This is a genomic window from Sporofaciens sp. St.21A7, assembly GCF_059728535.1.
This window is the reverse complement of the sequence record NZ_BAAGFN010000002.1, coordinates 251,147-274,419: the sequence shown is the minus strand read 5'-3', so window position 1 is coordinate 274,419 and position 23,273 is coordinate 251,147. Positions and strand designations below refer to the sequence as shown.

Genomic DNA, 23,273 nt, shown 5'->3' with positions numbered 1-23,273 from the left:
AGATATACTATCACTTTACAATTTTTTTACTGCCTGCTCAAATTCCTTCTCTGTGTCAATAAATTGATATGGCTCATATTCTCCATATGCCGATGGACGGCTGATTGTAACTAATTGAATCCTGTCTGCGCCTATTTCAGAAATTAATTTTTTCTTGAAATCCACTAAATGTTGCCCATGAGATGTTTGTAAAGCCAGACATCCAATATCGTTAAATTTCTTTGCTATCAGAAAGAAGGCCATAATTATATGCTAAACTTTTATTAAGAACAATAACGCTAATTCCCCATATTTTCCTTAATTTCAATAGTCTGTTCTCAAGTTCCAACTTTGGTCCCCAAAGCCATTCCTCTTTAATTTCATCTGCCGTAATAACAAGTACAAATTTTAACTTCTTTTTCTCTAGTGGTTTCACTTTCATAAGATTTTCGCCAATTTCTTCTGTTTTTCCATATTTCCGATATGTCATTATAAAATTCGACAAATTTTTCTGTTTTTTCTCCACCCATTTCTTTATTTTGGGGATTCGGACAGCCTGTTTTTGCCTCAAGAAATATAATAGTATCTTTTTGGTCAAGCACAATAAATTCAACCGTTTTTATTCCGGTTCCAAGTGATTTATACAAATCAGATTCTTCAATATAGAACAAGTCGTCAGAATTAAATTCCCCGAAAGCTACCCCTGACTCATTAATTATTTTCTTCATATTACTTTACACCGACTTCTTCCCTGTATAACCTACGTGCTGTTTCCAGTATCCCATTATTTTCCAACAAACTAAACTCACTTTCCGATTCCCAGCATAATTCTCCATTATTCTGATACAAGGAATGATAAATAATCCGGTCGCTAGGCTCCCTCCGCGCGTCTATATATTTACTAAAAAAATAATCATGTGTCGCAACAAATATTTGCACATCATTACGAGACAATGCCAAAAGCAGATCTACAATAACAGGAATATATGATGGGTTCATGTTCGATTCCGGCTCGTCCCAAAACAATACGGAACCCTTATCCAACATTCCGTTTTTAACAAGCTGCCATATTAGCGCCATTTTTCGGATTCCTTCTGAAACAAGATTAAATTCCTGTTTAGAATTTCCCTTTTTCAAATAGAATGTATCCTTTTTCGCATCATATATCACTTTTCCGTCAATAATCGCTTCTATCGCCCTGAGCATTTTGCTCCTGCTTTTTTCATTTCTTCCCAGCGATGCATCTACCTTGGCAGAATTTAGAATATCAAGATAGGTATCATCAAAAAGCACATTTCCTTTTTCAACCGCTGCATTCAGATTAAAACTATTTGATAAGATCTCTTTCGTCGGTATAAAAATACTGCTTTCGCCCTGAAATGCATTTTCCCAACTATTTTCACCTATAACTTCCGCATCCCATTTCTTTGTTTTACTATGAAATGCTATTTTCAATTTTTTAATATTACAATCCTCTTCACATCTCGCGGCAATCTGAATATTTGCATGTGACGAACCTGGCCGTCTGGTAAGGAGTCTCGAAATATTATAGTCGTCCGGAAGCATTGTCTTCACTAACTTATTAGAAAACGAGACTCTTGAATCTGCAGCCTGAGAAGCGGAATAAAGAAGTTTCATCAGATGTGTCTTACCTGTCCCATTTTCTCCGATCAGTACATTAATTCCATCGCTAAAACTTGACTGAGCCGATTGAAATACGGTATAGTTTTCTACTTTCACTTGTGAAATTTTCAATGCTAATACCTCCTGTTTTAAAGTCTCCCATTGATTATATAAAATACATATCAACTTTCCTAATTTGTCTCTTCCCACGTTATAGCTTCACTTTCCGGTAATCGTATGAAGCAGGAATTATAGTATTTATCATCCAACTTTCTTTCCAAAATTTTAAAAATCTTTTCATCATGGGTAGACATAATAATTTGACAATGGATTGATTCAAGAATGCTTCGGATTAAATCTGCAAATCCAAGGATATTCATATCATCAAAATGCCCGATAGGATCATCAATAAAAATCGTTCGAAACTCTAAATTATTTGCATTTAGAGCCCTGTTTAAAAATGAACTAAATGCTACCGTATTTAACTGAGCCGTACTAAAATACCACTCAGGCCGATAAGAATCCGTATCATCCGCGTCAACCTTTTTGCTTTCATTCACATAGATACATAATTGCGGTTCATCTTTATCATTAAAAGACAATTTATACTCAATATTTTTCATATAATCATGCGGATCAATTTTTTTATAAATTTCATTCATTATCGACTGATCAAAATATGCCTTTATTCTTATTTCTAAGTTCCTCTTCTGCTTCTCAAACCATTTTTTTGCATGTTTTACTTTTTCAGCCTGATCTGAACACTGCTTCTTTTTATCTTCTAATTCTTGATGATATCTTCTAAAATATTCGAAATAAGACCTTGAACTATTTTCTTCAGAAATTTGAAATAAAATTTCTTTCTGTGCTTCATAGTATTGCTTTTTTTGAATCCAATCTTCTAGGCTTTTGTTTATTCCCTCTTCTGAAAAATTCTCAAAAATACGATATTTTTCTTTAACATCCACTGCTTTTTGCAAACTTTTTAGTTGGGTATCCCTATTTTCTATGGAATCTGACAAACAAAAATTTTCTACATCCTTATACCCGTTTATTGTCTCCTGTAGTTTTTTTTGTATAGCTATATATTTTTCTAATAAGTTTTCCTTTTCGTGCAGCCATATATCAAAATCAAATTCTGGTGATTGACTCATCCAAAATTTAATATAACTATATAATTCTGAGTTTTCAACTATGATATCTTTTTGTTCTACTAAAGTATCTATAACTTTTCTTGTATTCTCAACCGTTAACTGCACGGACTTTTTGGCTTCTATAGACTTCTTTAACTCTACCTCCAACTGCATTAAATATTCTTCTTGAGTTTTTTTGAAACCTTCTAATTCTTGGAATGAAAATTCATTTATCTGTATGTTCTGTTGATTAAACCAAAGTTTTAATTGATTTTGCTGTTCATTTAAAAACTCAGTCCGCTTCTCAGTTTCTTCTATTTTATCAAGACATTCCTTATTTGCATTTTCTAAACCAACAATTTTTACTTTTTGTTCTGCTTTTTGTTTCTCTTTTCGATTTTCTATTTTTAAATAAAAATCAGAATACTTCTCAGAAACTATTTTTAATTCTGTATTATACCCTTCCAATCTTTTGAATAAAACGTCATCATCTGATTGTATATTTGTAATACTTAAAAATAAATCTTTCCAATTTCCAAAAGACGTATGACATAGGGGACATGTGTTTACATCTTTATGTGTATTTAGATACTCTTGCCCTTTCTGCCTTATCTCCTTTAATTCTTTCGTTCTTTTTTCCTGTTTTAAAATTTCTTCTTGACATAGTTGAATTTGCATAGAAATATTTCCATAGTTCTCTTCAAATTCTAGTAATTGTTCCCATATATTTTCATCTAAATCATAGCTGATATTTGAAATCTCTTTTAATTTCAATTCTTTAATATCTTTTGGAAGAATAAAAGCAGATATTTTTTCTATTTTGTCATATATTTGAACTATAGATCGTTGATGTTGTCTGCTTCTGTCACTTGCAGCGGCATTTTTTTCTTGTAAATCCTTTAATTCTATATTATTTCTTTCTATTCCTTTTATCTTTTTTAGTGCTTCCTCATACTTATCTGAAGTCAGTTGTGAATTTTTTAACTTTCTCCTTTTCACTTCTAACTTATTAACCGTCTCTGTAGCTTTCATAAGTTCTGTTTCAAAATAATCAAGAGTTTCTTTTAATTCGTTTATTTTTTTTCCTATGTTACAATATGTTTTATTTTTATCTTGAATTTCTTCAATTCCATAATTTACCATATTTTGAAGAAGTTCTAGTTCTTTTTGATTATTATTAACTGCAAGAGTATTTTCACTATTTTCTTCTAACAGTACATCCAATTCTCGTCTTCGTCGTATTCTATTATCCAAAACTTGCAAAGATTCTTTTAATTTATCGACAGATTTAATAACCTCGTAACAAGAAGAAACTCCTTTGTTCAATATTTCTCTAGCTAAAATAATATTGCTATCTAAAGACTTCATCCTATCATCTAATCTTCTAATATTCCTTTTAATGCAATTTAATAACTTATCATACTGTTCTACGTCTGCATCTTTTGTAAAGTATAGGCTATGTTTATCTGAGACCATACTATTATATTGTTTAATTAATTCATAAATTTTATTAACTGAATTTTTCAGATCAGAAAGTCCTTTCAATTTTTTTTCTATATCATCATAACTATCTTTCAGTTCGTTATGCGTTCTTTGCTCTTTCCTATATACACTATAAGATTTTTCAAATGCCTCTGTTTCTTGTTTCAGTGGTTCTACACTCTTTACCCATTCTTTATATTGAGCAGTTGTTGATTTCGCTGAAATAAAACTATCTATCTTATCATGAGGAAGAATAATTTAATCCCATTTTTCCTTATTTGTTTGCGTCCCAGTAATCTCTTTTCCATGTATAGGTATATTAGCCCTCATATCATTTCTTTCTTCTGAAATATCTGACACTCTTCGTTCTATTATCCTTCCATCATCTAACTTCATTAATATAAAGGCGTCTTTATCAGCGTTATCACGATTATGATATATGGCGTCTCTGTATTTTACATTTTTATCCTTTAAAGCCAAATCAATAATTCTTCCTACTTCCCCCTTTAAAGCAAATTCTACACCATCGAAGAAACTAGTTTTCCGACTCCATTTTTAGCAAAGATAACAACAAAAGAAGCTGCTTTTTTTTGCACATTTTGAAGATTTACAGTAAACTTTCCGGCATATCCTCGGAAATTTTGTAACACCATACTTTCCAACAGCGGGAATTGTTTTGGAATGACCGAAATATTAATACGAAAAATTTTATTTTCTACACAACGTAAACAATCCTCTAAATCTCCTCCGCTTTCTTCAAAAATATATTTCTTCGCACAAAAAGAATTTCCTTCTATTTCATTTCTAATTTTCAGATTTACTTTTCCTTTCACAAACAGACAGAGATAAAAATTACTTTTTTCAATTATTTCTTCCAACTTACATTGATACTTTAACGCGATATAATGATTTGCTTCTTTCCAGTTATCCTCTAGTTCTCTTTGTGTATGATATATTTGAACGAATATGTGGGAACGGTATGATTTTAAACACGATGAACCTACATTCATTTCACGAGTAAAGTAATAAAATTTATTGTGTTGAAAATTATCTTCTACCTCTTGTTGTATCCATTTTTCTAATCCGTCTAAATTTCCCATACTTTTTCCAACAATCCTTCCATTTCCTTCTTCATACACTTCTTATCTACTCTGCCCTGATTCAATACAGACATCATATTGTCAATTCCAAGAGCAGCCAAATTACATTTCGCTAGCTTTCCTCTTATAATATCGAAATCTTCTTCCTCATTTTCCTGACATAAATTATAAGTCTTATGTTGTATTTTTCTTGTAGATATTGAAGAATATCCATCTATTATACTGCATACCACTTGTCTACACTCAAATCTTTTAAATACTATGTTACAGTTTCTATTATTTTCTTTCCCGTTCAATACGAAAATTGTACCATTCTTTATATCTCCACTTTTAGTAAAATATTCTTTTTCAATTAAACTGCCTATTACGCTTTCCGCTTTTTCTTCTGTACATAAAAAAACTAGTCTTACATTATCCACTCCGCATGGATTCAGAATTTTCACAAAAGGCGCTGTAAGTTCATCTGGCTTAATCTTTTGTATTCCATATAAAAGTATGCACTTTTTCAACTGTCCAACCCAAAAATTATCACAAAACTTTCGAGTGCTTTCACATAGCAACCCTATTCTCGTATCATCACTAAAATTCTCTGGTAATAGATGATAATCCTCGGTCAGTTCTTCATACCAATCGCAAAAGAATCGCCTTGCCTCCTTACGTATTTCAGGGATTTCTTTCATTGTCATTTCCTTATAATATTCAAAGGATAACGGATAATTTTGCTCCACTCCGAAATAATCCATTAACCCAAGCAAGAGGTTGGATGAGCTTGCCCAAAACATAGTTCTTACAGATCTATCTCCAAATTCACATGAAATAAGACCATTCAGAAGCATACGATTATTTTCATAATGAAATAATCCACACCCGGAAAAACAACTCATATAATTTTCTCTTGTAACATTTCTTTCCCAAGTTCCTGCATTATAATAAACACTAAATTTCCCCGTTTCTTTTTCTGTATTTTCGATTTTTCCACATATTTCCTTCTTACCGGACAAAATAGTAGCATGTTCTTTTTTTGTTTCACTATCTGCCGCTTCCGGAAATCCCCATCCGTTTAAATCATTGCCAACTTTCTCGCCTTTTAATTCATAATAATCTAAGCTTCTCATCCACTCTTCCCAGCGTAAAACAACAATCGCTACATCATAATTATACTCCTTTTTTCCATTCTTCTCCGTTTCTTTTTCTTCATATCTAGGATGTATGTATGTTTCTCCTACTTGTGCAATTGCTTGTGATTTCTCTTTCACCCAATGTACATTAATCTCAATTTCATGGGGATTACCATCGCAATCTGAACAGCCTAAATACAAAAGAGTATTATTGCTATTCTGAAAAATTGGATATAATACATGTGCCGCAGTAAAAAGTAATGGTGATTCCCCAGATTGTCTCAAAAATAGTACCCCCGATCCCTTAAGTTCTTTATGATTGTTCAATGCAATCCGAACAGCATACTTACTTATCTTCTCATTGTACTGACCATTCTCCATATATATTTAATCCGTCCTTCACTTTTATGCCATTTTCACCTAGCATCAATAGTTCTAATTTATTTGTATATAAAAATTTTTCTTTATCTTCATTTGTAAAATATTTTCCATGATATGTAGTTTCCCACCAATCATAATTACATGCCAATTGCACTTTGTTTTTACATGCATTTTTTAGCAAATGTGCTATTACTGCTTTATTAGGAACATGTTGTCCATTTCCATTCGTACTAAGTAAAAATACATTCGTTTTCAGATTTCTAATCAGAGAATCCGATGTATTATATTTACTGCCATGATGTGACAGCTTCAATATATCTACATCACACGGCATATTTATTTTCAGTTTTTTAAGCCCTTTTATACATACTGACGAGCTTGCATCAGCCAAAAAAGCTATTCGTATATCTTCGTACTCAAATAAAAAAGCTATAGACGCCTTATTGTTATCCGAACAATCACTTCCTAATCGTGCTTTCATCAATTCTTCTAAACCATTCTCTATCATATCAAAATGAGTCGTATAAGATGTCACTTTCTTGTTTCTACAATAAGGTTCCCATTTTTTCAAAAACCGCTCTAACTCTTTTGTTCCTGGACTGATTATCTTTATGAAAGCCCCCTTATCCCACTCTAGCTCCATACCAGAAACCACATAATCTATCACTCTCTCTGCTATTTCTTTTTCTTTTAGTAAATCCATAAGTGTTATGGCATCTTCTATTCCATATCCTCCTGTAAACTTTCTTCCTTTTATCTGGTCTTCTGCATATCCTGTTTTTAATGACATCTGCTTTTGTTCACGCGAAATAGCCCGGCATGTATTAAATAATATTCGTTTTACAACTTTCTTTAAAATTTCTGCCGATACTTTGCTAATTCCGTCAACTGCGCCTTGTAAATGGTCATAATCTATATGAGTAAATACAAGAGCTTCTATATTTTCTCCATTTTTTTCAATCCATTCAATAATTTGTGCGTACTCAGAACCACTGTCCTTTGTGCCGCCGTCAATCAATATATTTGCATAATTCATATTTTCTCCATATCTAACCCATATGAATTCACCTTCATCAGCAGGAAGCAGATAAATATTAACCATAAAAAACTCCTTTCTATGATTAATTTTGTGGAATAGTATTCCTCAAAATGCTCTTTATTCTTGCGATAAATCGACTAAACCTAGTATATCATACTACTTTTTCAAAAGGAAGTTGCTTATCAGCGAAAAACCATCTTACAGCTATACATCTTCATTTGTGTAGAATATTACACAAATTCGAAGAACTGTAAACCAATATGTTATTCATCGACTACGATAAATGGAATCGCTCCGTATCGTCCCTGCAGATACCCTTTGGAAATATTTTCCCCCTTTCTTGGGGAAAAATCTGTTAGGGCGTAAACATCCGTCTCCATTGACTTTTCGTCTTTTTCTACAAACCAAATCTGATCACGCCTTAAAAAAGTAAGATCCAGGAATCCCGTATCATGTGTGGTAAAAATCAGTTGTGCATGGCTGGTGTTTACTGCTGCATCCTGAACCATTTCAATCAGATGCCGGGTAAGTAATGGATGCATACTAGACTCAATCTCATCTACCACCAGTACGGAACCATTTTGCAAGGCTTCCATCCACATCCCAATCCGTGAAAAAAATTTCTGTGTTCCTATGGATTCCTGTCCCATGCGTAGAGAATATTCTGTCTCTATTCCCTCCTCGCTAATTAATCTGTGTACAGCCTCAATCTCTGAATTTTCTTTGGAACCAATCACCCGTACATCTTTAATCCCAAGATCTGCATACAGCATCTCCCTAAGGATAAGCTGCTTCTTTCTTCCGCCTTTTTGAATTGCCGACAAAGTAATATCCAAAGCTTCTGCGCTGCCAGTAATCCCCTTTAATTTTTCAAAAAACCATTGATACGCTTTTTCAGTCTGGGCACAATTCCATTCATTGGAACTGACCAAATACAGGCGATTTTCCGCCGTCCTGCTTGCCAGTGTCATTTGCTCTTGAATATTCTCACGGAATTCAAAAGTATCTTTTTCTCTGGAAAATACGAGTGCCTCCCGACCCTTTGGCCAGTGATAAAGATATTCCGTCAAAATACCAGATTGGTTGAAGGAATAACCGTATGCATATTTAATCCCCTTATAAAAATAGATAATCTCAAAGCTGGTCGGTTCCAGGCTTGTGTCCATAAACGCAAACGGCTCTTGCGGCAGGTTTTCTCCTTTCAGCAATTTTGCATAATTGCCACAAATCATCTCTTTCATTAAAAGAAGCGCGTGAAGAACATTGCTCTTACCCGCTGCATTAGCCCCATATAATGCCATAACTGGGACTAATTCCTTTTTTCCATCTGGCGAGATGAGACTATTCTTCATAGAACTGTCTTTAGATGCCTTCATACTAATAGTTGCTGTATCTTTTATTGACCTGTGATTTGTCACAGAGAACTGCAATAACATAAAGCTTCCTCCTTAGACTTTGTTTCTATTGTAGCATTGTTCCTATTTTAGTCAAGTTTTATTTGTAATTTTTGCAGAAAATAAGCGATTTTTTCAAATAAATTCTCTCTAAGGGCTAGATATATAAACTGATTCAAGGAGAGAGTAAACTGGTTGCATTACCATATAATATCCTCTGACTGTAATTACATTCAATCAGAGGATATTTCCTGCTTTTTTCAACACTCACCAACTTCCTTTTTGGTCGTTTCATGGAATAATGCAAATTCTGCAGTAACCTTTTTAACTACGCTAATGTTATCTACCTATCCCCACTAATTCCAGCAACCAATCACTATCATGGACCACGCTTTCTTTCTGCTGAGATTCGGTCTCCTGTTTCTGCTTCTTCTTATGCCGTTGAAGTATTGAGGTGCCAAAAATAAAATGGAATGGAGTCAGCCAATAATCCCCTTTCATGGGGCTGGACAAGGTATCTCCAACAATAACAATTCCCGGCATTCCCAGTAATGACATCTGTATATAGCACATCTTGGCGACCAACGAATCAATATCCTGTGCTACAAAATAAACATTTCTCTGATAATTAACTCCTTTTTCCCTCATGATATTTGCTATCGCTATGAGATTGACTCCTGAGCCGCAGGTCGGTTCACTGACAATCTTTGGCTCATCCTTGAAATCTATTGGTTCAATCGTCATTCGCGCCATCATTTCAGAGACATTATAAGGCGTAAAATACTGTGCATTAACTTTACTATTAATACTCAAAGCATGATATACTTCTCCAAGAATATCCTGCCTTGCACATTTTTCAAGATCTGCAACTAATTTTGCCAGGAGCTTATAAAATATCTCCAATTCTTTCTTGTCATATTTTCCTACAATCTGCAAATATCTTTCCTCCCGTTCAGGAGCCCGCGCCAGATCGCAGGCATTGACTATCGCTATTGCGCATACCGAAATAAAATCATTCCATATTTGCCATGCGGAATATTTACCGCACATTCTTTCAATCGTATTTACATACTCTTTAATCATACTATTTTACCTCAAAAAAGGGCCTGTATGAACTCTTGCATACAGACCCTTGCCATTTACTATAATAACTACTAATCAAACAACATTTTTCCAGACAAAGCCATCCGAAGTTTTCACAATATCTTCGCTTTCCAGGAGAAAATCAAATTCCTCTTTTGGTTCAAGATGTAAATCCATAAATGCTTCAACATTACTGTAAAACTGATTTGTATGGATAAGAAACTCCTTCTCTCGATCATCAATTTCTTCCATTTCTATACTGTGAGCTTCGCAAATATTTTTTAATGCAACTTCGTCTCCAATGTTCCCCAGAATTAAATATACCAGTCTTTCCCCATCTGTCATGGTAAATACCGTTCCTTACAGTTATGCATATTTACATGCTACTTTCCTATATAATGTAATGCCCTCTATACCTATTTGCCACAATGCTAAATATTTATCATTTTCTAAGTACTTAACATATAATAATCCATCAAATACTTCTTGACGTATCAGAATTTTCTCGATGTCATTCTCGCCATAATCCCATTGGCTTAGATATAAAAATGCCGCATCTATATCTTCTTTCTGCAGTTCCATAAAATAATCAATGACCTCTGGATCATTAAAATGAACCACTTCAACATACTTATATATATTCATTACTATCACCATCACATAGCCTTTATGAAAATGTATCAACAGATGCGATAATGTCTTCAATCTCGTAAAGGGTTGCCGGCATAACAGGTTTGCATAAGTGATAGAGTATATCTAATGCATTATCTGCTTCCAATAACTGCTTAAGCTTATTTTTTGCTAATGGCTTGGCTGTAACCACTTTTAAGATTATGGCTTTGAGATCCAGTTCCTCAGTATCAATTACAGAATCCTCTTTTTGACTGTATAAATGTTTCTTCATAAGACTTATAAATTCATAGTTGAGCTTTTCATCTAATGCCGCTTTATCTTGTCTGGAATTCTGCAAAAGAATATATCTTGCATGGACATTCCCATCCCCCATAAGCAGACGATAGATATAACCGCCAATATACTGCATACGATCAAAAGCATCTCCTGATTCAGACAAAGTTTTTCCTGTAATAAATGATATTTGCTTGTAATTCTTTTCTTCTGAATCAAAAACGTTTATAGCAATATCCAAATAAATTCCTTCACTTCCACCCCACTGTGCATTACAGAACAAACCGGAAATCTCAGGAAACGGTTCATCGGCATGACAGCCCGTCGGATAACTAAGGGTAAAATACTCCTCTGGACACAGCCCTTCCTTTGTCAATATTTTTTTGATGTCATTGAACACTTCCTGAATCGTTCGCGGTTCGTAAATCCTGGTTCCATCTTTTTTTTGAACCATAGTTTCTGTTTTCACTCTCATAAAATATCTCCTCCTATAAAATACTTATATTTTCCCTTGAAATGTTAATTGCTTTGACAAATCTGTTCCTCATATTCCCGGCAAACATTGCGCAGGCGCCGGATTTCTCGTTGGCATTCTGCAAGCTGCATTTCCAGTCTGTCGATTTCATTTTGTTTTTCTCTTAATTCCTGCTCATAATCATATTCATACATAAGATAATTCTCCTTTGGTATATACGTCTTCCTTAGCGGCACATATTTTCCGGTATATCCGGAAATTCATAGGGCAACCTCTTCATTATTGCATTGACAAATATTGTTCATGGCAATAAAATAGAGAATCCCTTTTTTGAGATTCTCTGTTAATCCCCATATTAAATTAAAATAAGAATTTTCCGATTCCATAAATTGGAATGGTATATACATTATCTGCAATTCCCCCGCGAGTATTGCCTTTGACAAATAGAATGAAATCAGCCTTATTGCGTTCTAATATAGTCTGTATCGTTTTGCTGTTCTTTTTTCCGGCCTTAACTTCAATAGCATAACTCTTATGCCCCTTAATGGTTTTGACATAAAAATCTATCTCACCATTGCCCAGTGTTGCAAATGTAGGTGTTTCTAATGCAATCTCACTTGGATGGCCAATCCTGCGCCTCAAATCCAGATATACGAAATTCTCATTTACTATTCCCGCTATATCAGCTTCGGAGCAGCCAATATGCATCAGGAAATAGGATGTAAGTCCTATGTCCATAAAGTAACAACGGGATTTTGCCTTAAAATCCAGAATGTTACATTCCGGAAGTTTTCCCGCAAAACCAATGATACCTGAACTGCTTAACCACTCTATTGCACGGTTGACAGACGCTTTTGAAGTATTGCTGGAATAATCTTTTACGACAATATTTTGAAGTTCTTCACTGAAATTGTCCTTTTCAAATCCCTTTTTCTCTTTTACAAGAATCCGGGCGATACAGGAAAACATATTGTCATACACTTCCTCATCAAGAATATCCTGAAAGTATCGTTTGCTTTCATTGACAAAAAGCTTAATGATTTTCAGTAATACTTCCTGACAGTCATCTATAGAATTATTCTTTAAATACTGCAATACTACTGCCGGATATCCGCCGATGGACGTGTATATCTTATACAGATCGCTTAGTTCTTCATATACTACCCCTTCACTGTTTCCATAAAGATCAATGCCTTCATAGAGAGTGTGTTTCCCCATCGCTATAAGGAACTCTTCGAAATTCAGTGTCTGGATTTCAATGGAGTCCAGATCACCGGCAGAATATTTGAATTCTTTATTCAGGATTCTTCCAAGATAACTCCCAGTGATAATAAAATCGCTCTTCAGCGAACGGGTAAATTCGCGAATCCTGTTATAAATAGACGCTGATTCCTGAATTTCATCAATAATGATAACTGTATCATCAGAATCCACAAAATCAGGCCGGTATCTCTTGATAAGCTCATAAACAGGATTTCCACACGACAATCCGTCCTTAATCTCTCTACGCAAATCATTGTAATGCTCAATAAAAATTTCTCCTGAAAATTCAAGAAGATTGACATATATTTTCTGCTTGTACTGCTCGTCAGCGAATTTATTTACAATATATGTCTTTCCTGCCTGACGGGTGCCCCTATACCTCCAGTGTGGAATGATCCGAATGATTTTTCCATGTGAGAAGGCGGTCGTATACCCGTCGTTTCAAATAATTGTTCATAATCACACTCCTTGCGATTCAATCACTCTGTCTAAATGAATTATAGCAGATTCACCAGTGATTTCCAACAATAACCTTTTGTTACGTGTTTTATGTCCTTTTGCATAGCATTCTCCCTTCTGTTAAAAATATATCTGTTTTGTCAACAGATTTGTAGTACCATACCCTATTGGACATTCGTAGTCCAGTAAGTATCCATTATTATATATTTTGTTTTTATCCTCCTTTTATAATTTTGCATAAAAAAAACCTGCATAAATTATGCAGGTAAAAAGCCATAGACCTGTTGCCAGGAATTGAAATAATGGCTATAACTATGCTATAGCTGATATATAATAATGATTATGTACATAGTATAGTATAAGAATATGCAAAAGTAAATAACGAGCATATGTCTTTACACAATTTTTTTATGGTCTTTTTCCCTGTATCGGAGCATATACTGATAATGAATTGAATTAGTGTATCGACTTCTTTCGTCAATTCTGCTATATTAAACTCCGTGATTGTATTGCGGAAACCTGCGAAGCCCGGAACCGGGAGAGAACCTGCGGGTCTCTCCCTCTTTTATTTGAGTATCTTTGCGGCATAATATGACTTTCCCAATCCCCATTCGCCTGTCAACATTATAGCAGTGTGTGTCTTATCCTCTTCAATATAATGTTTTATGTAACGATTTAATTCGCCTACTGTCATCATAACAATCTCCTGGGTTTTTAAATATCAGAAACCTATTTTACAAAAGCGCCTTTTCCTTACGGATAGAGCGTAAAAGGGGACGTAAGGTCACTGATTTATTACTAATGTATCGCAATCTGACCAATCCGGAACATTCCCTCTGTTTCTACAACATCATCTGGATGTATGACAAAACAAACTTCTGAGATTTCACTAAGCGCCTTACTTCTCATCTTTTTCAAAGGCACACGCATAACATTTTCACCATATACTACCGGAAATTCAAAGGTTTCCAAAATTTTATTACTATCCGAATATTTAAATTCAACAAAAATCTTTTTTAATGAATTTGTAAAGCTGGTCAGAACAAATTCAAATTCTGATGCATCATTAAAATCCAAATAACGCCCAAAATCCAAACCATCTATATAACTCAAAACCATACTAATAAAATTTGGAAATTTCAAATTTTTAGATTCATATGGATCCATATTAAAATTGATAATAATTGCATTATCCTTAACGCTGTAATTTACGATATCATCTCTTTTCGTATAATCAATACTGTCATCAAAATATGTACCTATTCTAGCCAGTTCAATGATATTCTGTTCCTTTAAAAAAATCTGATCAACTTCTGCTTTAAAAGAATGTAATTTTCTATTAATTCCAGACCCAATATAAAGTCCTTTTTCTAAAGAAAGACACTCTAAAAAACTTCTGATGTCATTTTCATCATTTATTTCACCTGTCTGTATATTTGCCATAGGAGTACCAGATAATGCCTGTCCTTTTCTAAGCGGATATAACGCAAATGGGAAAATATATTCCTCTCCATTCTTCTGGTATTTGTTATACAAATACGAATATGCCACTCCCAACTCTACCATACAGAATCTGCTCTCGTAATACTCTCTGCTAAGAATGGGGACGAACAAATCACTTGCATTTAATTCCTCAAAAATTGTTTCAATAAAATCTTTTCCTACTTTAATACTTCCACTTTCGGAAGAACAAAACACTTCTATTTCGCTATTAATTGCTTCCAGCAACTCGGCAAACTTCAAAACTATCTCTTTATTTTTTGTAGCATGGCTAATAAATATCCTCATACACTGCACTCCCTAACCTGTTTATTCTTTAAGTTTAGCTAATTTGGGTATCAGTCTTTTCAACTTCCTTTGCTTCCGGCTTTTAACCTGAATTTTTTTTGCCACTTATATCACCTACTTCTGAGGATTTTCCAAGATATTCCTTTATGATATTGTTTTTATCACGATTAGTCAATAGATTATTATACTTATTTCAACTTATTTGAAATATTATAAGTCCAACATCTGACTAGAATCACTAGCTTATCCACTAGAAAAAGCGGGATCTTCCCGCTCCTTCTAAAATGCTATTTAGATTAATATATTACACCTTCCGCAGCCTGTCAACAACGCTGTCTCCGCTAAACGACCAATAAGCCACAAGCGGCGTCAGGATACAGATGGCAAATACGATCACTGCCGATACTGTCAACGGAACAGCAGGATAGGTATAAGTAATATACGGGATCAGGCTGCTCTTCACAAAGAAAAATGTACCGGTAAAAATTGCGGTTCCCAAACTAAGAATAAGTATATAGGGAATCGTCCAATACCAAACTCCTTCATAAGCCAGCATCTTACGGATCTGCTGTTTTGTCATTCCTATGCTCTCCAACACTGCCAGCTCATGCCTGCGAACGGTCACATTCACCGACATTGTATTTATAAAATTCATAATGCCGATAAAAAGTAAAATAGCAGACAAGCTATTGCCAAGCATATAAATCATACTGAATGATTTATTTAATTCCTGTTCTTTGTCATACTTAGAATTGATCACTACATTTCCATTATCAAACTTCGTGACAATCTGTTCTGTTACTGCCCGTTCCATTCCCTCCATTACAGTAATCTTCAGCTTCTGAATGGTATTGTTAAGCCCAAGACCATCCATATAGTCCTGACTTACCAGCAGATACGGCATCACATATTCCGGCATAAGACCTGTACCCAAATTCAAATATTCCGCCTGCCCGTCTACGGGAACTGCCGACATTTCAAAGGCATACGGCTTTCCTCCGATTACCACATCCAAAGACCGCGGCAGCGGCGCTGTCTTAAATGCCTTGACCATATCCGAAGAACAGAGATAAAAGGAAACCCTGCCTTCTTGAAATTCCTCGTAGCTGGACTCCAAACCTAAATGTTCCTTTATAATTCCAAACTCTCTTTCGTTAATCCCTACAATATTCGATTTCCACAAATCACCTGTATGGTATGCATCCTCATACTGTGCAAGCCCAGGTTCCACTTCATAAAGCATCTCCATGAATCCGCTAAATGGCCCCTTTGTATTATCAAATCCATCCTCATAACCCATATCCGCACATTTGCGATATGCCGTCACATCCAAAACCCCATCCATATTCTGAATATCCGACATCATTTCTTCCGTAATCATCGGTTTTGAATTATCATACAATGTTACAGAAATGTCCTCGTTTTCAGCAAAATACTGCTCGGCGATTACCGAGACATCAATACTTGACAGGATTCCCGTTGTCACAAGAAAAATGCTTAATCCCAAAAATAATGAGAGGAAAGTAAGGACTGCGCTCTTCTTCCCGCGGAACACATTTCTCCATGCCATGCGGTAAAGCTTATTTTTATGAGGCACTCTGCCTTTTTCCGTATCATTCTTTCTTTTATTTACTTTCTTATTTTTCAATGCCATTCCCTGATAATGCAGCGCCTCAATCGGAGAAATGCTTCCGGCAATGCCTGCCGGCTTCAGACTGCCGACAAGAGTTGTTAAAATCGAAAGTGCTGCTGCTCCAATATAGATAACCGGTGAAAATGAGACTGACACAGCATTACTGTCTTTAATCATATACCCGCCGCTCATTCCCATAACTCCCAGCGGAACAACCACGAATGAGATAACCGCTCCGATTCCCAGACCGACAGGGACACCGATCATACATAATTTCCCCATCTGCCGGAATATAATGCTCTTAATCTGCCTCTTTGTTGTCCCAATCGTTTTTAGCTGTCCAAAAAACCGAATATCATTGTTCACCGATATAAACAAAATATTATAGATAAGAAGATATCCGCAAAGCATAATCAATAATATTACGGCCATCAGTCCCCATACATTACCTTTAGAACCGAAATAGATCAGCAGATTCAGTTCCGAGTTATCAGCCATCTCCATACCGCGCAGGATTTCCTGATATTCTGCCGCAGCAGTCTCGTCATCAGAAAATAGCAGCGATGCCGCACAGCGGGTATTATCCTCTGTGGCAGCCGATCCTTTCCAGTACTCTTCCGAAATATAACAGATTGCATTACCCATATGATAGTTGCCGCTGTAATCCTGATACCAGCCGGAGAGCCTGAAGGTCTGCTCCTGAAAATCTGACAACGCCGGATGATCAATGGTTGTACCTCCATAACGGCAGGTCATCCGAATCTCCATCCCTATTTCCGGATGTTCGATTCCCATGTCAGCTAACAGCCATCCGGGCATAAATATCTCGTCTTTTTCCTGTGGATATTCTCCATGCGCATCACCCATTGCGGGCATAGTCATCTCTTTCCACTGGTCATTATCTGCCCATCTGAGAAAAATCCCATTTGCCTTATGGGCCTGATCATTTTTCGCTGTAGCAATCTGACGTTCCAGCCCGATTTTCTCTACACTCGGATTCCGGTTAAGCCACAATAAATTATGTTCCGTCGGATTCACAAGTAAAATCTGCGCCTTCGTTCCCCGCTGCATCACTGCCTGTTTACTTACACTTTTCATATAGCTGATACCGATCCCAAAAACAGATGTCACCAACACGGTAGTCAGGATGATTGCAATTACCGTAACCATGTTTCTCTTTTTATTTGCGGCAAAGCTTTTATGGGCCATTTTTTTCATCATTGTCTGATTATTGTTCCCAAATAAAATATCATTCATATTCTGCCTCCTATTAATTTAGGCGCAGCCGCTCAATAATGCTTGCCCTGACCATCCTCTTGTATACAACAACCGGTATAGTCACCGTCAGAATGAAAAGGAATGGATATAAAGCCAGCATAGGCCACGCAATAAAATGATACGTAAAAAACCACACACTGCCGGATATCCCCCTCACAATCACCAGAGAAAGAAATGCTCCGAATAATACCGATGCCGCAATTGTCCCCACCGCATAATAAAACCCTTCGTAAGAGAGCATACTTTTCAACTGTTTCCCCGTCATGCCGATACTCTGCAACATGGCAAATTCCTTCCTGCGCGTAAGAATACTTGTCAGTACGGAATTTATAAAGTTTGCAATACCGATAAAGCCAATCAGGATACTCAGCGCACCGCCGATTGTAACGATTAGTGAAGTCAGACTGTCAAAAGACGCTTTATACGTCTCTTTGGAATCAAAATCCATGTTTGGCTCTGTATTTTTTACATAACTGTCCAAAAACCCCTCCATCTCCATTTCCCTGCCATCTTTTACATTAAACGTAAAACTGACCAAATGCGGCGTATCAACAAGCTTTCGAAAACAATCAGTCGGCAGATAGAGCCTTGATGCGCCAGTGTTTCGGGTGGTAGCCGTATTCTCATTTGTGCGGACTTTCGCCATAACCGTCAAATCAAAACTTCTATCTCTGGAAATATGTGTGCCATCTACATTTATATGATTGAAACGTATCTTGTCTCCCACATTCACCGCAGGATTATTTATTATATTCCCATTATCGTCACATTCCACGCTAAGTAAGATATACTCTCCTGATGCAAATGCCTGCCAGTCTATTGCGCCCTCCACAGTTTCCATAGAATCCAGCAAAAACTCATCTGCCCCGTATAAATCAACATATGGGTTCCCATTCTCGTCCTTATTATAGTTTGCAAATGCACGACTATCGGCGGAAAATGCCTCCTCCAGAATCCGAGAAGTATAAAGCCGGCCGCCGTCTTCAAAACTGTCTTGCTGACGCACCGCTTCTATAAATGACTCCGACAGCTCATGCTCGCTTTTTTCAAACCGATACTGGAAATAATCTGCAGAGGAAATCACAAAATCCACATCCATAAATTTAGAAATATATTTATCAATATCAAACCCGGCGGCTAATGTAAATACCGTATTGAACAGCACCAGGCTCAGCGTCATGGAACTCAATACAAGTACTGTACGACTGCCGTTCCGCCCCAGATTCGCCAGGGCCATATGGTGTATTTTTGCTCCTTTTGTTGACTTCTTATCGGCAGCTTTTTTCACGAAAGCTCCCGGATCGTTTTCCATATACCGGATTGCCTCAATCGGAGACACCATTCCAGCGATTCTGGCAGGTTTACGTACACTGATATAAACTGTAATCAGGGAAAATAGTGCAGAGCCGATAAAGATATAAGGATTTATTGTTACCTTGATTCCTGCCTCCGATGTATAGCTGGTTCCATTCATCAGGAAAGGCACCAGAGCACGCCCAGTCAAAAATCCAAGCAAAAGTCCGACAGGAATACCAACCAGCGAAAGGCGAAGCACCTGCCCGGAAATCAGCTTCTTAATCTGACGCTTTGTAATCCCCAGCGTTTTAAGCTGCCCGTAAGACTGGATATCCTGTATCACAGATATTTGGAATATATTATATATAATCAGATATCCCGCCACGATGATGAGAAGAATGCCTGCAATTCCAGAAATAAACATGGCCGGGTTTTCAAGCAGGTTTTCTCCTGTATATGCAGGGCTGACCCGCGCAATAATATAATTCGGATCCTCTGCACTTCCTCCCATCGTGTCACATGTATATCCTGTCTCGGAAAGGAGCTGATGTAATTTTGTCTCCGGGTTCCCGTTCCCTTTGAACATGATATACGATGCAACAGAACCAGTATAATCACCACCCACTGTATGGGTGTAACCGCCAAGTTCTGGACGACTGTCCAAAAATGCCTTTGAAACAAGCAGTCTCCCTACATTGCTCAGGCTGTCTGTTTCCCATATGCCGCACAAAGTGAACTCTGTCTGGTATTCTTTCCCTTTCATTTCATAAGTCAGAGAAATTGTTTCGCCAATTCTGGCCGGTATTCCCAGCGCCTCCAGTGTTTTCGTATCCGCCATAATCTCCTGATCCATTTCTGGCGCATGCCCTTCTGCCGGCTCATATCGTGCGAATTCAAGAGCCGTATTGTCCATATACCAGATTTCAGCCCTCCATTTTTCAAGTCCCGTGTTCTTGAGTTTATAGGAAATACATTTCGTATAGGCAATCCTGTCAATCAGGGGATTCCCTTTCACATCTTCATAAATATTGTCATTAATATAGCTTAACACAGCCTGGCCGTCACCCCCCGCCTTCCGGATATTCTGGTCATGAATCGTATCCATCATCCCAAAGCCCAGAGTAAAAATCGTAGCAAAAAGGGTCGTTGTCAGAACAATTGCAATCACAGCAATGATATTTCTGCTCTTGTTTGCCTTAAAATACCGCCCAGACAGACGCTTTAACACACCCTGATTATTGTTCCCAAATAAAATATCGTTCATTTTCAGCCATCCTCCTTACTCCGAAATTCTGCCGTCCTCAATACGGACAATGCGGTCAGCCAGCTGGGCAATCTCATTATTATGCGTAATCATCACAAGAGTCTGGTCGAACTTGTAGCTTGTAGTTTTCAGGAGCCCCAGAACATCGCTGCTGGTCCGGCTGTCCAGGTTTCCGGTCGGTTCGTCCGCCAATATGATTGCAGGTTTTGACACAAGCGCCCTTGCAATTGCCACTCGTTGCTGTTGGCCTCCCGAAAGATTATTCGGCATACTGTTCAGCTTGTCATCAAGGGCAAGCAGTCCCACCACTTCCATCATGAATTTCTGATCTACAGTGTCACCATCCAGCTCTACTGGCAGCACAATATTCTCGTATACATTAAGAATCGGAACCAGGTTATAATTCTGAAAAACAAATCCAATATTGCGCCGGCGGAAAATCGTGAGCTGCTCGTCTTTCATCTGGGATAATTCCTTTCCTTTTACCCTGATACTTCCAGAAGTCGGATTATCCAGGCCTCCCATCATGTTTAATAAGGTTGATTTCCCACTTCCGGAGGTCCCGACAATGGCTACAAATTCTCCTCGTCCGATGGTAAGGGTAATCCCGTCCAGCGCTTTTGTTATATTCGGCTCCTGGCCATAATATTTTTTAAGATCCGTCGTCTGTAAAATGCACATATGTCCACATCCTTTCTAATAATTCTGGAAACTTCTTTCTCCGTTCCTGACCATATCATAACAGCCAATCCTCTCAGAAATCTCACCGGGAACAGGTAAATTTCAAAGATTTGACTATGAAATCTCACAATTTGGTGACATTTCAGTTCCAATGAAGATATCCAGACAGCTATGCATTCCTCTCTCTCAGGAGAAAAACAGAAAAAACAGAACCTTTGCCCACTTCCGACGCAACCTTAATATAGCCTCCCTGCATCGTAATAATTTCTCGTGCCAGATACAGGCCGATTCCAACCCCTGAGGTATCATGCACATCATTTTCCCTGTAAAAGCGTCTGAAAATCGCGCCATGCAGATTTTCAGGTATTCCCTTTCCGGTATCTGCAATATCAATTTTCAGGTATAATTCCTGACCTTCAACATGGATATCTATCTTGCCGCCCTTTGGCGAGTATTTCACAGCATTATCCAGAATATTAAACAATGCCTCGCCTGTCCACTTCCGGTCATGATATGCCTTTAAATCAGCCGGACAATCCACGGAGACTTCCATCTGCTTTTTTTCCGCATGAAACAGGATGCTCCCAAGCGCCGACGCTAACGTGTCATAAACCGGCTGTATCTTCTTCTCCAGTGAGATAATGCCTGTCTCTAGCCGGGACGTTTTTATCATCGCCTGCAGCAGGAAATCCAGTTTGTCAAGCTCAGTTTCGCTATCCAGCAGGAATCTGATGCGTTTCTCCTCTGACATAGGCTCTTTTTGCATTGTTATATTTACCATCTTAAGATTCGTAATAGGCGTTTTAACCTGGTGGGAGATGTCAGAAATCAATTCTTTCAGCATAGTCCTCTCCTTTGCAATGCTTTCGCGCGTTTTCAGCATTATTTCATAAAGCCTTACCAGCCTGTGGTTAATCTTATAGAACAGGTTTTCTTCCATTTCGCTCTCAATCAGCGCTGTCTCTCCCTCTGCCATCCGGTCTAACTGCTGACAGAGAGTGTCCGAAAATAGCAGAAGCTTTTGGCGGATCAATGCAAGGAAAAAACTCACACAGACAAGCACAAGGAAAACATAAAGAAGCACCACAAGAAGCACCGCCTTTTCCCCTGTCAGCAGATAAATCCCTGCAAGCAGGGCGGCAGAAAGTGTACAGAAAATGCCTAAGAGCACCGCACTGGCCTTGTTTACAGAAATGTCTTTTGCATTCATTTGATACGTCCCCCAATCCACATATATCCCATGCCGTAAACAGTCTTAATATATTGAGAGCCATTGCGCTCTATCTTGCTGCGGATACGGCTGATGGCAACTGTAAGGGCATGCTCATCTACAAAATTACGGTCGCAATCCCACAGCTTCTCAAGAAGTACCTGACGGGTCAGGACCGTCTGCGGGTTCTGTACCAGCACCTTCAAAAGGCGGTATTCCATGGATGTAAAAGCAATCGGTTCTCCTAAAAAATCCGCCGTCATCTCGGAGAAATGAATGGACAGATTCCCGTCATCATAGGTCTCCCCTCCAGCCTGCTTCTGTATCCGTGCAAGCAGGGCAGAGACCTTTTTGCGGAACACACTGATATGAAAAGGCTTTGTCACATAATCATCCGCCCCTAACTCATACCCCTTTAACATGTCACTTTCCATATCATTCGCAGTCAGAAAGATAACGGCAGTGTCCGGATACTTTTCTTTTAACTCCCGGCATAATGTGAATCCGTTTCCGTCCGGGAGATTGATATCCAAAACAGCCAGCTCATACGCCTGTTCTTCACAGTATTTCGCTGCTTCTGCTTTTGTATTTGCTGAATCTACCTTGTAACCGCCTGCAGATAAATTATAGCAAAGTGTACTATTTAAAAGATGGTCGTCCTCCACCACTAAAATCCTCATATATTCAC

22 protein-coding genes are annotated in these 23,273 nt (G+C 37.3%); all 22 read right to left on the bottom strand.

Annotated elements, in window-relative coordinates:
* Nucleotides 1–15: 15 nt before the first annotated feature.
* Nucleotides 16–243 carry a DUF6718 family protein gene (locus AC6I3O_RS27990; RefSeq protein ID WP_497854069.1) on the bottom strand — a complete coding sequence of 76 codons (228 nt, stop codon included), beginning with the start codon at nucleotides 241–243 and terminating at the stop codon, nucleotides 16–18.
* Between the two features lie 116 nt (nucleotides 244–359).
* The gene (locus tag AC6I3O_RS27985) at nucleotides 360–707 is read right to left on the bottom strand and encodes a hypothetical protein (protein ID WP_497854067.1); all 348 of its coding nucleotides are present in this window, start codon (nucleotides 705–707) and stop codon (nucleotides 360–362) included.
* Nucleotide 708: 1 nt separating this feature from the next.
* Nucleotides 709–1,734, bottom strand: a complete 1,026-nt coding sequence (locus tag AC6I3O_RS27980) for an AAA family ATPase (RefSeq protein WP_497854065.1) — start codon at nucleotides 1,732–1,734, stop codon at nucleotides 709–711.
* A 59-nt stretch (nucleotides 1,735–1,793) separates the two neighbouring features.
* Nucleotides 1,794–4,103 carry a hypothetical protein gene (locus AC6I3O_RS27975; RefSeq protein ID WP_497854063.1) on the bottom strand — a complete coding sequence of 770 codons (2,310 nt, stop codon included), beginning with the start codon at nucleotides 4,101–4,103 and terminating at the stop codon, nucleotides 1,794–1,796.
* A gap of 372 nt (nucleotides 4,104–4,475) precedes the next feature.
* Nucleotides 4,476–4,697: a hypothetical protein gene (locus AC6I3O_RS27970; protein ID WP_497854061.1), complete on the bottom strand. Its 222-nt coding sequence runs from the start codon at nucleotides 4,695–4,697 to the stop codon at nucleotides 4,476–4,478.
* A 38-nt stretch (nucleotides 4,698–4,735) separates the two neighbouring features.
* Nucleotides 4,736–5,317, bottom strand: coding sequence for an ABC-three component system middle component 1 (locus tag AC6I3O_RS27965; protein WP_497854059.1), 582 nt, complete (start codon nucleotides 5,315–5,317; stop codon nucleotides 4,736–4,738).
* Nucleotides 5,305–6,816, bottom strand: coding sequence for a hypothetical protein (locus AC6I3O_RS27960; protein ID WP_497854057.1), 1,512 nt, complete (start codon nucleotides 6,814–6,816; stop codon nucleotides 5,305–5,307). The genes AC6I3O_RS27965 and AC6I3O_RS27960 overlap by 13 nt, the downstream gene beginning before the upstream one ends.
* Entirely contained in the window at nucleotides 6,794–7,918 is a 1,125-nt protein-coding gene (locus AC6I3O_RS27955) for an MBL fold metallo-hydrolase (protein WP_497854055.1), read from the bottom strand. The genes AC6I3O_RS27960 and AC6I3O_RS27955 overlap by 23 nt, the downstream gene beginning before the upstream one ends.
* Before the next feature lie 200 nt (nucleotides 7,919–8,118).
* Complete coding sequence (locus AC6I3O_RS27950) at nucleotides 8,119–9,291, bottom strand: AAA family ATPase (RefSeq protein WP_497854052.1); 1,173 nt, start codon at nucleotides 9,289–9,291, stop codon at nucleotides 8,119–8,121.
* A 297-nt stretch (nucleotides 9,292–9,588) separates the two neighbouring features.
* Nucleotides 9,589–10,332 (bottom strand): N-6 DNA methylase, encoded by a 744-nt coding sequence (locus AC6I3O_RS27945; RefSeq protein WP_497854050.1) that lies wholly within the window; start codon nucleotides 10,330–10,332, stop codon nucleotides 9,589–9,591.
* A 75-nt stretch (nucleotides 10,333–10,407) separates the two neighbouring features.
* Nucleotides 10,408–10,677, bottom strand: coding sequence for a hypothetical protein (locus AC6I3O_RS27940; RefSeq protein WP_497854048.1), 270 nt, complete (start codon nucleotides 10,675–10,677; stop codon nucleotides 10,408–10,410).
* A 21-nt stretch (nucleotides 10,678–10,698) separates the two neighbouring features.
* Complete coding sequence (locus AC6I3O_RS27935; protein ID WP_288175817.1) at nucleotides 10,699–10,977, bottom strand: hypothetical protein; 279 nt, start codon at nucleotides 10,975–10,977, stop codon at nucleotides 10,699–10,701.
* Between the two features lie 22 nt (nucleotides 10,978–10,999).
* Nucleotides 11,000–11,713: a hypothetical protein gene (locus tag AC6I3O_RS27930; RefSeq protein ID WP_497854046.1), complete on the bottom strand. Its 714-nt coding sequence runs from the start codon at nucleotides 11,711–11,713 to the stop codon at nucleotides 11,000–11,002.
* 44 nt (nucleotides 11,714–11,757) lie between these two features.
* Nucleotides 11,758–11,907, bottom strand: a complete 150-nt coding sequence (locus AC6I3O_RS27925; protein ID WP_288175819.1) for a hypothetical protein — start codon at nucleotides 11,905–11,907, stop codon at nucleotides 11,758–11,760.
* A gap of 166 nt (nucleotides 11,908–12,073) precedes the next feature.
* The gene (locus AC6I3O_RS27920) at nucleotides 12,074–13,321 is read right to left on the bottom strand and encodes an AAA family ATPase (protein WP_497854191.1); all 1,248 of its coding nucleotides are present in this window, start codon (nucleotides 13,319–13,321) and stop codon (nucleotides 12,074–12,076) included.
* A gap of 679 nt (nucleotides 13,322–14,000) precedes the next feature.
* Complete coding sequence (locus tag AC6I3O_RS27915; protein WP_497854044.1) at nucleotides 14,001–14,132, bottom strand: P-loop NTPase fold protein; 132 nt, start codon at nucleotides 14,130–14,132, stop codon at nucleotides 14,001–14,003.
* Nucleotides 14,133–14,233: 101 nt separating this feature from the next.
* Nucleotides 14,234–15,223 carry a toll/interleukin-1 receptor domain-containing protein gene (locus tag AC6I3O_RS27910; RefSeq protein WP_497854042.1) on the bottom strand — a complete coding sequence of 330 codons (990 nt, stop codon included), beginning with the start codon at nucleotides 15,221–15,223 and terminating at the stop codon, nucleotides 14,234–14,236.
* Nucleotides 15,224–15,527: 304 nt separating this feature from the next.
* Nucleotides 15,528–18,113 (bottom strand): ABC transporter permease, encoded by a 2,586-nt coding sequence (locus tag AC6I3O_RS27905; RefSeq protein WP_497854039.1) that lies wholly within the window; start codon nucleotides 18,111–18,113, stop codon nucleotides 15,528–15,530.
* Nucleotides 18,114–18,126: 13 nt separating this feature from the next.
* A complete protein-coding gene (locus tag AC6I3O_RS27900; RefSeq protein WP_497854035.1) occupies nucleotides 18,127–20,694 on the bottom strand; it encodes an FtsX-like permease family protein in 2,568 nt (855 codons plus the stop codon).
* 15 nt (nucleotides 20,695–20,709) lie between these two features.
* Nucleotides 20,710–21,375 (bottom strand): ABC transporter ATP-binding protein, encoded by a 666-nt coding sequence (locus tag AC6I3O_RS27895; RefSeq protein ID WP_497854032.1) that lies wholly within the window; start codon nucleotides 21,373–21,375, stop codon nucleotides 20,710–20,712.
* A 169-nt stretch (nucleotides 21,376–21,544) separates the two neighbouring features.
* A complete protein-coding gene (locus AC6I3O_RS27890; RefSeq protein ID WP_497854030.1) occupies nucleotides 21,545–22,585 on the bottom strand; it encodes a sensor histidine kinase in 1,041 nt (346 codons plus the stop codon).
* Complete coding sequence (locus AC6I3O_RS27885) at nucleotides 22,582–23,265, bottom strand: response regulator transcription factor (RefSeq protein WP_497854028.1); 684 nt, start codon at nucleotides 23,263–23,265, stop codon at nucleotides 22,582–22,584. The genes AC6I3O_RS27890 and AC6I3O_RS27885 overlap by 4 nt, the downstream gene beginning before the upstream one ends.
* Nucleotides 23,266–23,273 lie beyond the last annotated feature (8 nt).

What these genes read in the sequence shown, in the direction of transcription:
- AC6I3O_RS27975 (WP_497854063.1), bottom strand. Translation starts at nt 4,103, where the DNA reads ATGAAGTCTTTAGATAGCAATATTATTTTAGCTAGAGAAATATTGAAC.
- AC6I3O_RS27985 (WP_497854067.1), bottom strand. Translation starts at nt 707, where the DNA reads ATGAAGAAAATAATTAATGAGTCAGGGGTAGCTTTCGGGGAATTTAAT.
- AC6I3O_RS27910 (WP_497854042.1), bottom strand. Translation starts at nt 15,223, where the DNA reads ATGAGGATATTTATTAGCCATGCTACAAAAAATAAAGAGATAGTTTTG.
- AC6I3O_RS27890 (WP_497854030.1), bottom strand. Translation starts at nt 22,585, where the DNA reads ATGAATGCAAAAGACATTTCTGTAAACAAGGCCAGTGCGGTGCTCTTA.
- AC6I3O_RS27940 (WP_497854048.1), bottom strand. Translation starts at nt 10,677, where the DNA reads ATGACAGATGGGGAAAGACTGGTATATTTAATTCTGGGGAACATTGGA.
- AC6I3O_RS27960 (WP_497854057.1), bottom strand. Translation starts at nt 6,816, where the DNA reads ATGGAGAATGGTCAGTACAATGAGAAGATAAGTAAGTATGCTGTTCGG.
- AC6I3O_RS27950 (WP_497854052.1), bottom strand. Translation starts at nt 9,291, where the DNA reads ATGTTATTGCAGTTCTCTGTGACAAATCACAGGTCAATAAAAGATACA.
- AC6I3O_RS27905 (WP_497854039.1), bottom strand. Translation starts at nt 18,113, where the DNA reads ATGAATGATATTTTATTTGGGAACAATAATCAGACAATGATGAAAAAA.
- AC6I3O_RS27915 (WP_497854044.1), bottom strand. Translation starts at nt 14,132, where the DNA reads ATGATGACAGTAGGCGAATTAAATCGTTACATAAAACATTATATTGAA.
- AC6I3O_RS27930 (WP_497854046.1), bottom strand. Translation starts at nt 11,713, where the DNA reads ATGAGAGTGAAAACAGAAACTATGGTTCAAAAAAAAGATGGAACCAGG.
- AC6I3O_RS27990 (WP_497854069.1), bottom strand. Translation starts at nt 243, where the DNA reads ATGGCCTTCTTTCTGATAGCAAAGAAATTTAACGATATTGGATGTCTG.
- AC6I3O_RS27945 (WP_497854050.1), bottom strand. Translation starts at nt 10,332, where the DNA reads ATGATTAAAGAGTATGTAAATACGATTGAAAGAATGTGCGGTAAATAT.
- AC6I3O_RS27900 (WP_497854035.1), bottom strand. Translation starts at nt 20,694, where the DNA reads ATGAACGATATTTTATTTGGGAACAATAATCAGGGTGTGTTAAAGCGT.
- AC6I3O_RS27925 (WP_288175819.1), bottom strand. Translation starts at nt 11,907, where the DNA reads ATGTATGAATATGATTATGAGCAGGAATTAAGAGAAAAACAAAATGAA.
- AC6I3O_RS27955 (WP_497854055.1), bottom strand. Translation starts at nt 7,918, where the DNA reads ATGGTTAATATTTATCTGCTTCCTGCTGATGAAGGTGAATTCATATGG.
- AC6I3O_RS27965 (WP_497854059.1), bottom strand. Translation starts at nt 5,317, where the DNA reads ATGGGAAATTTAGACGGATTAGAAAAATGGATACAACAAGAGGTAGAA.
- AC6I3O_RS27885 (WP_497854028.1), bottom strand. Translation starts at nt 23,265, where the DNA reads ATGAGGATTTTAGTGGTGGAGGACGACCATCTTTTAAATAGTACACTT.
- AC6I3O_RS27935 (WP_288175817.1), bottom strand. Translation starts at nt 10,977, where the DNA reads ATGAATATATATAAGTATGTTGAAGTGGTTCATTTTAATGATCCAGAG.
- AC6I3O_RS27895 (WP_497854032.1), bottom strand. Translation starts at nt 21,375, where the DNA reads ATGTGCATTTTACAGACGACGGATCTTAAAAAATATTATGGCCAGGAG.